This is a genomic window from Stenotrophomonas sp. TEPEL (assembly GCF_004348785.1).
Taxonomy (GTDB): Bacteria; Pseudomonadota; Gammaproteobacteria; order Xanthomonadales; family Xanthomonadaceae; genus Stenotrophomonas; species Stenotrophomonas indicatrix.
Genome location: NZ_QQXJ01000001.1, coordinates 221,749 through 229,012 on the forward strand (window position 1 = coordinate 221,749; position 7,264 = coordinate 229,012).

Consider the following 7,264-nt stretch of genomic DNA (forward strand, 5'->3'; position numbering starts at 1 on the left):
AGAGATTAGCCGTTCGCAAGATCGGCGGCAGCCGGACTTGCGTTGTGCTTGCGGGTTCCCGCCTCGTTGGCGCTGCAGGCGCGGGCGTATTCGCCCAGGCACAGGCCGATGCGATGCTGCACCAGGGCGGTAGGCGTATTGGCCAGGGTGCCCTCGCGCACGGCGCGGTACTGCTCCGGCAGGTACTGGCTGAGCAGCACCAGCGGCGGCGCGTGCTGTTCCAGGTTGGCGAACAGGGTCTGCACGGCTTGCACCAGCGCCGGCTCGCCCCAGTAGTAGCGGCAGCGGTCGCTGAAGGAATAGCTGCGCAGCAGGCGCAGGGTCGCTTCGTCGCCCTGGTAGTACGACTGCCAGGACTTCGGCTGCGCCACCATCACCTCGTCCAGCACCTGCGGCAGGCGCGAGCACTGCGCGGCCGGCAGCAGCTCGGCTTCGATGGCAGCGAGTGCGAACAGCGCTTCGCGGTAGGCGAAGGTGGCCGCGGGGCCGACCTTGAGGATGGCGAAATGGTCGCGCACCAGCGCATGCAGGCCGCTTTCGCGCTGGTAGTCGGTCGAATGCGCTTCGAACACGATGCGCGGCTGCTGTTCGAGGAAGTCGGCCAGCTCGCTGGCGGCGGCCGCGTCGTACTCGTGCACGCTGCTGTGGTCGAAGTCCACGCCCGGCTGCACCACCATGGCCAGCACACGCTGCCATGCATCGCGCAGCAGCGGGGTGTCGAAGGCCTGACGGTGGATGGCCAGGGTCTGTGCAGCGGCGGCCGGGGTGGTCACCTGCAGGCCACCGGCCAGCGAGGCTTCGCCACCGGGAATCGGCACTTCGGTGCCGATGACATAGACCGGCGGCGGCAGGCCGTGCTCGGCGGCGGTGCGCTCGGCGATCTCGGCCAGCTCGGCCGAACGTGCAGCAACGATGGCATCGGGCAGCGGCACCGGGTCATCGGCGCAGGACATGCTGCAGTCCAGGTGGATCTTGTGGAAACCCGCGGCGACGTAGGCCTCGATCAGCACGCGCGCATGGGTCATCGCTTCGGCGGCCGGGCGCTTCTGCCAGGCGTTCGGGCCAAGGTGGTCACCGCCGAGGATCAAGCGCTCGCGCGGGAAGTCTTCCTCATCGGCCAGGGTGCCGACGTAGTCGCGGTACTGCGGCGGGGTCATGCCGGTGTAGCCGCCGAACTGGTCGACCTGGTTGGAGGTGGCTTCGATCAGCAGCACGGTATCGTGCGCCAACGCCACGTGCATGGCCGCGCGCAGCACCTGTTCGTTGCTGCAGCAGACACTGTACAGGCCGACGTTGTGGCCGGCGCGGTGGGAGGCAAGCAGGGTCTGCAACGGGGACATGGTCAAGCTCCGGACATCAGGAAAACGAGGGTTGGCAGGCCAGCAGGGCGGCACCGCGTGCACCACCGGCATCGCCGAAGCGCGGCGGCACGATGGGCGGCACCTGCACGCCGTTGAACAGATGCGCGGCGATGGCCGCCGGCAACAGCTGGTACAGCGGTGCGTACTGGGACAGGCCGCCACCGAGCACGATCACGTGCGGGTCCAGCGCCAGCACCAGGGCGGCCAGGCTGTGGCCGAGCAGGTCGCGATGGATGTCCAGTGCCTGCCGTGCACGTGCATTGCCGGCCTCGGCCAGGGCGACCACCGCGCTGGCATCGGCAGCGCTGCCACCGAGGTGGCGCTCGATCATCGCCAGGCCACTGCCGGACACGTAGCGCTCCACGCAGCCTTGCAGGCCACAGGCGCAATCGATGAGCGGCAGGCCATGACGCTGCAGCAGGTGACCCGGCACGCTCCAGTGGCCCCATTCGCCGGCCAGGCCGTTGAAGCCGGACAGCAGGCGCCCCTGCAGGCAGAAGCCGCCCCCGGCACCGGTGCCGAGGATGGCGCCGAACATGCTGGGGTAGCCATCGGCGGCGCCACCATGCGCCTCGGAGAGCGCAAAACACTGCAGGTCGTTGCCGAAATGCAGCGGACGCTGCAGGCGTGCCTGCAGATCAGCCGCCACGCATTGACCGGTCAGCGCAGGCACATTGGCGCTGAGCTGGCGGCCGTTGCGATGATCACGCACGCCGGGCAGGGCGATGCCGATGGCCGCATCGCTGCGACCCAGCGCAGCATCGGCTTCAGCAACCAGTGTCACCACCGCCTGCAGGAAGCCGTCGTAGTCGCCCTGCGGGGTAGCCACGCGGCGCCGCCAGGTGACCTGCATCGCCGCATCGCACACCACCAGCTCGATCTTGGTGCCGCCGATGTCGATGCCGTAGCAGGCGTTGGCGATCAGCTCAGCCATGGTGGATGGTGACACCCTTGACCACGCGGTTGACGGTGCCGTCCGGGAACGGATTGTCGGGGGTCAGGCCGAGTGCGGCCGAACGCTGCAGCGCGTACAGCTGCGCAAAGCCCAGCCACACCGGCGCCAGCCACGGGTCATCCAGGGCAGGCACGGTGAGGGTGTAGTCATCGTCGGCGCCGATATCCGAATGCGGGCCGATCGACAGCACCTGGCCGGCCACGCCGTCGCGGCGCAGCTCTTCCAGCAGGTCCTGCTCATAGCGGCGTGCCAGCGGCTGCACGCTGCGCAGCACGACCACCAGGGTGCTGCCGTCCAGCGTGGACTTCGGTCCATGGCGGAAGCCGAGCGGGGTGTTGGCCAGCGCCAGCACGCGGCCGGCGGTCAGCTCCAGCACCTTCAGCGCAGCCTCGCGCGCCAGTGCTTCCAGCGGGCCGCTGCCAAGGTAGATGACCCGGTTGAACGGGCGCTGCGCCAGCGCGGCCACAGCGGCATCCCACTGCGCCTGGCCTTCGCGGGCCAGACCGGCAATCTGCTGCAGGCGCGCGATGCGCGCATCCCACGGCGAACGGTCGAACACGGTCAATGCCGCCAGCAGCATGCAGGTCAGGCTGCTGGTCATGGCGAAGGCGCGGTCGCAGCTGGCCGACGGCATCAGCAGGGTGCAGGTGTCGGCACGGCCGGCGCCACGGCGGGCCAGCTCGCCCTCGGCATTGCAGGTGATGTCCAGGAAGCGCGCGTCATCCACGTCGCTGCGCACGCGGTCCACCGCCGCCACGCTCTCCGGGCTGGAGCCGCTGCGGCCGAACGAGACCAGCAGGGTCGGGCGGTCGCGCTGCAGGTACAGCGCCGGGTGGGTCAGCAGGCTGGTGGTGTGCACCACGCGCACATCAGCTGGCCACTGCGCGTTGATCGCATCGGCCACCATTTCGGCAATGAAGCCGGAGCTGCCGGCGCCGGTGAACAGCACGCGCTGGTTGGGGTCGCTGAGGCTGTCGCCGAGGAAGGCCTGCAGGCGGTCGCGGGCACGCGACAGGTCCTGTGCGAGGGCCTCCCACAGCGCAGGCTGCTGGGCGATTTCGGTAGCGGTATCGGCTCCGCCAAGGCGCTGCCAGGCGGACACATCGGAAAGCAGGGTGACGTCCATTCGGAGGTTCCAGTTGGGCCAGCGCACCATCTGTGTTTTCTTTCGAAATGTCAAATAGCGAAAGTAAAAAGAAAGAAAATGGAGCGATGACTTTTCCCGCTGCCGACTGCCCGAGAAAACGAAAGATCGAGCCGAATGCCGTATCGCACAATGCTTAACAGGCGGCTGCAAGCGCTTACACAAAGTATTGCAACGCAACAACTTTCGTTTCAGTGGAATATATCTTCCTTTTTCCTTTCAATTTGTTGACATCTTTCGAATCGCTGCCCTAGAGTCGGCCCAACCGCTTTCGAAACCCCCGGTGAACGGGTTGGGAGTCCGTGTGGAAATCTGCGTTCGTCGCTCGCCGCTGATGCTGGCCCTGTTGCCGGCATTGATGCTGGCGTCCATGCCGGCCCGGGCCGAGCCGGTCGGCAACCTGCGTACCGTCAGCGCCAGCGCCAGCCACGATGGCGTGCAGGGCTGGGACCTGCAGACCGACAAGGGCGCACGCATCCGCATCGAACTGCCGGCCACCGACATCATCCGCGTGCAGGCCGGCCGCAACGGCACACTGACCGGTGCCGGCGACAAGGCCGCACCGATCGTGCTGCCGCAGCCCAAGGCCAACGTGCAGGCGCAGCTGGAAGAAGACGCGCAGGAAATCCGCGTGCGCACCGATGCCCTGGTGCTGCATGTACAGCGGCAGCCACTGCGCATGCGCCTGGAACGCCTGGACAACGGCCAGCCCACCGCGCTGTGGCAGGAATTGCAGCCGTTGGACCTGGATGCCGCGCAGAGCGTGCAGGTGCTGGCCTCGCAGGCCGATGAAGGCTATTACGGCGGTGGCCAGCAGAACGGCCGGTACCAATTCAAGGGCCGCGAGCTGGAAGTGTCCTATTCCGGCGGTTGGGAAGAGGGCGATCGCCCGAGCCCGGCACCGATGCTGCTGAGCAGCCGTGGCTGGGGCATGCTACGCAACACCTGGAGCGATGGCAGCTACGATCTGCGCGAGGCCGACCAGGCCACGCTGCTGCACCGCGAAGACCGCTTCGATGCGTACTACTTCGTCGGCGCCGACCTGCCGAAGCTGATCGAGCGCTACACCCAGCTGACCGGCCGCCCGAACATGGTCGCGCGCTGGGCGCTGTCCTACGGCGATGCCGATTGCTACAACGATGGCGACAACAGCAAGAAGCCCGGCACCGTCCCCGAGGGCTGGAGTGACGGCCCGACCGGCACCACGCCGGATGTGATCGACAGCGTGGCCAAGCAGTACCGCGCCAACGACATGCCCGGTGGCTGGATCCTGCCCAATGATGGTTACGGTTGCGGCTACAAGCAGTTGCCGGAAACGGTGAAGGGCCTGGCCGGGTATGGTTTCCGTACCGGCCTGTGGACCGAGAACGGCGTCGACAAGATCGCCTGGGAAGTGGGCAAGGCCGGCAGCCGCGTGCAGAAGCTGGACGTGGCCTGGACCGGCAAGGGCTATCAGTTCGCGATGGACGCCAACCGCCAGGCCTTCAACGGCATCCTCGACAATTCCGATTCTCGCCCGTTCCTGTGGACGGTGATGGGCTGGGCCGGCATCCAGCGCTATGCGGTGGCCTGGACCGGCGACCAGAGCAGCAGCTGGGATTACATCCGCTGGCACGTGCCGACCCTGGTCGGTTCGGGCCTGTCCGGCATGGCCTACGCCAGTGGCGATGTCGATGCGATCTTCGGTGGCAGCGCCGAAACCTTCACCCGCGACCTGCAGTGGAAAGCCTTCACCCCGGTGCTGATGGGCATGAGCGGCTGGTCGTCGAACGCACGCAAGCACCCGTGGTGGTACGACGAGCCCTATCGCAGCATCAACCGCGATTACCTGAAGTTGAAGATGCGCCTGACCCCGTACATGTACGGGCTGGTGCACGAGGCCGCGCAGACCGGTGCACCGCCGGTGCGTGGGCTGATGTGGGACAACCCGCGCGACCCGCATGCGCAGGATGAAACCTACAAGTACCAGTTCCTGCTTGGCCGCGACCTGCTGGTCGCGCCGGTGTACCGCAGCCAGGCCGCCAGCCGTGGCTGGCGCCGCGATATCCATCTGCCGGCCGGCGGCTGGATCGACTACTGGGACGGCCGCCGCGTGCAGGCCGCCGCCGACGGCCGCCAGCTCGACCGCCAGGTGGACCTGGCCACGCTGCCGGTGTTCGTGCGCGCCGGTGCGATTCTGCCGATGTACCCGTCGATGCTGTTCGATGGCGAAAAGCCGCTGGATGAAGTGACGTTCGACCTGTACCCGCAGGGCGATTCGCAGTACACGCTGTACGAAGACGATGGCAACACCCGCCGCTACCAGCAGGGCGAATCGAGCACGCAGCAGATCCGCGTGCAGGCGCCGGCACAGGGCAGTGGCCCGGTGCAGGTGCAGATCGACGCAGTACAGGGCAAGTACAACGGCCAGCTGGCGCAGCGCCGCTACGGCCTGCGCGTGCTCAGCCGCCAGGCGCCGCGCGCGGTGCAGGCTGGTGGCCGCGCGCTGCCGGCGCTGGCCGACGCGACCGCATTCAACAGCGCCAGCGAGGGTTGGTACTTCGATGCCAAGGAGCGTCGCGGCACCCTGCATGTACGCACCGCGGCGCAGGACATCCGCCAGCCGCTGCAGCTGCAGCTGGACTTCGCCGTCGCCGCAGCGGCCGCCGACGATGCCTATCCGGCTGCACCGGTGCTGGGCCGCGAACTGCCGGCCGACAGCCTGCTGGTGGTCAACCGCCCGTCCGAAGAACCCGGCCATGCGCTGGAGAATGCCTTCGATGATGATCCGGCCACCTGGTTCCGCAGCGTGCGCAACCAGGCCGTGCGCACCGGTGCCCATGAGTGGGTGATCGGCTTCGGCGAGCGGAAGATGATCGATGGCATCGACATCGCGCCGCGCAACGACAAGAACTGGAAGCACGGCCAGGTGCGCGACTACGAGGTGTACCTGGGCGACAGCAACGGCGAGTGGGGTGAACCGATTGCCCGCGGCCACCTGCAACTGAAGGAAGGCACGCAGCGCATCGACTTCCCGGCCCACGCCGGCCGCCTGCTGCGCTTCCGCGTGCTGAGCGTGCAGAACCCCGAAGGTGACGGTGCCTCCAGCACCGATCCGATGGTGACCGCTGCACAGGGCAGTGCGCGTGCCTTCGACGCGCTGCAACCGCGCGACGTCGGCCCGATTGCGCTGTCCACCTTCCACATCCTCGAACACCAGGAACCGGAGCGACCGGCCCGGCAGCGCTATCTCTCCGAGCTGCCGGTGCCGGCCGCGCTGGCCAGCCATGTGCACGCCGACAAGGCGTTCACCGGCGACGCCGGCATGCGCATGAACGGCCTGCAGTTCCGCCGCGGCCTGGGCGTGTCCGCCAACAGCCGCATCGACCTGCGCCTGCAGGGGGGATGGCGCCTGCTGCGTGCCGACCTCGGCATCGACGACGCCTGCCGCACGGCCGGTGGCCTGCAGTTCCAGGTCTGGGGCGACAACCGCCTGCTGTATGACAGCGGCCTGGTGAAGGCGCCCGGCGTGGTCAAGCCGGAGCTGGACATCCGTGGCCTTTCCACCCTGAGCCTGCGCACGCTGGGTGCGCAGGGCAGCCAACCCGCCCAGGTCTGTGCCAACTGGGCCAACGCCGTGCTGATCGGCCAGGAGGGCGACTCCGCCAGCATCGTCGCCCCATGACCGCCACGTAACACCGCTCCTCCCCCGCCCATTCCGACTACGGCTTCACCACGACGGTGGGAGCCGTGGCCCGGGAGCGTTTTGCCCGCCGATCCACCCTTCGCGCCGCACCCCTGCCAGGAGAGAACCCCGATGTTGCC

General features: G+C 68.0%; 4 protein-coding genes. 1 reads left to right on the plus strand and 3 read right to left on the minus strand.

What is annotated here, in order from left to right; all coding sequences use genetic code 11:
• Window positions 1-5: 5 nt before the first annotated feature.
• Genes TEP_RS00980 through TEP_RS00990 form a run of 3 tightly spaced genes read right to left on the minus strand, consistent with a single transcriptional unit; the run spans window position 6 to window position 3,442 of the window.
• Window positions 6-1,340, minus strand: a complete 1,335-nt coding sequence (locus TEP_RS00980; protein WP_132823743.1) for a D-tagatose-bisphosphate aldolase, class II, non-catalytic subunit — start codon at window positions 1,338-1,340, stop codon at window positions 6-8.
• 16 nt (window positions 1,341-1,356) lie between these two features.
• The gene (locus tag TEP_RS00985; protein ID WP_132823744.1) at window positions 1,357-2,295 is read right to left on the minus strand and encodes an ROK family protein; all 939 of its coding nucleotides are present in this window, start codon (window positions 2,293-2,295) and stop codon (window positions 1,357-1,359) included.
• Entirely contained in the window at window positions 2,288-3,442 is a 1,155-nt protein-coding gene (locus TEP_RS00990; RefSeq protein WP_132823746.1) for an SIS domain-containing protein, read from the minus strand. The genes TEP_RS00985 and TEP_RS00990 overlap by 8 nt, the downstream gene beginning before the upstream one ends.
• A gap of 322 nt (window positions 3,443-3,764) precedes the next feature.
• On the opposite strand from TEP_RS00990, the gene TEP_RS00995 reads away from it, so the two are divergent.
• Window positions 3,765-7,124, plus strand: coding sequence for a TIM-barrel domain-containing protein (locus TEP_RS00995; RefSeq protein WP_132823748.1), 3,360 nt, complete (start codon window positions 3,765-3,767; stop codon window positions 7,122-7,124).
• Window positions 7,125-7,264 lie beyond the last annotated feature (140 nt).

Bases quoted from the DNA above. Each gene is read 5' to 3' on its own strand.
- TEP_RS00980 (WP_132823743.1), bottom strand. From the start codon at position 1,340: ATGTCCCCGTTGCAGACCCTGCTTGCCTCCCACCGCGCCGGCCACAAC.
- TEP_RS00985 (WP_132823744.1), bottom strand. From the start codon at position 2,295: ATGGCTGAGCTGATCGCCAACGCCTGCTACGGCATCGACATCGGCGGC.
- TEP_RS00990 (WP_132823746.1), bottom strand. From the start codon at position 3,442: ATGGACGTCACCCTGCTTTCCGATGTGTCCGCCTGGCAGCGCCTTGGC.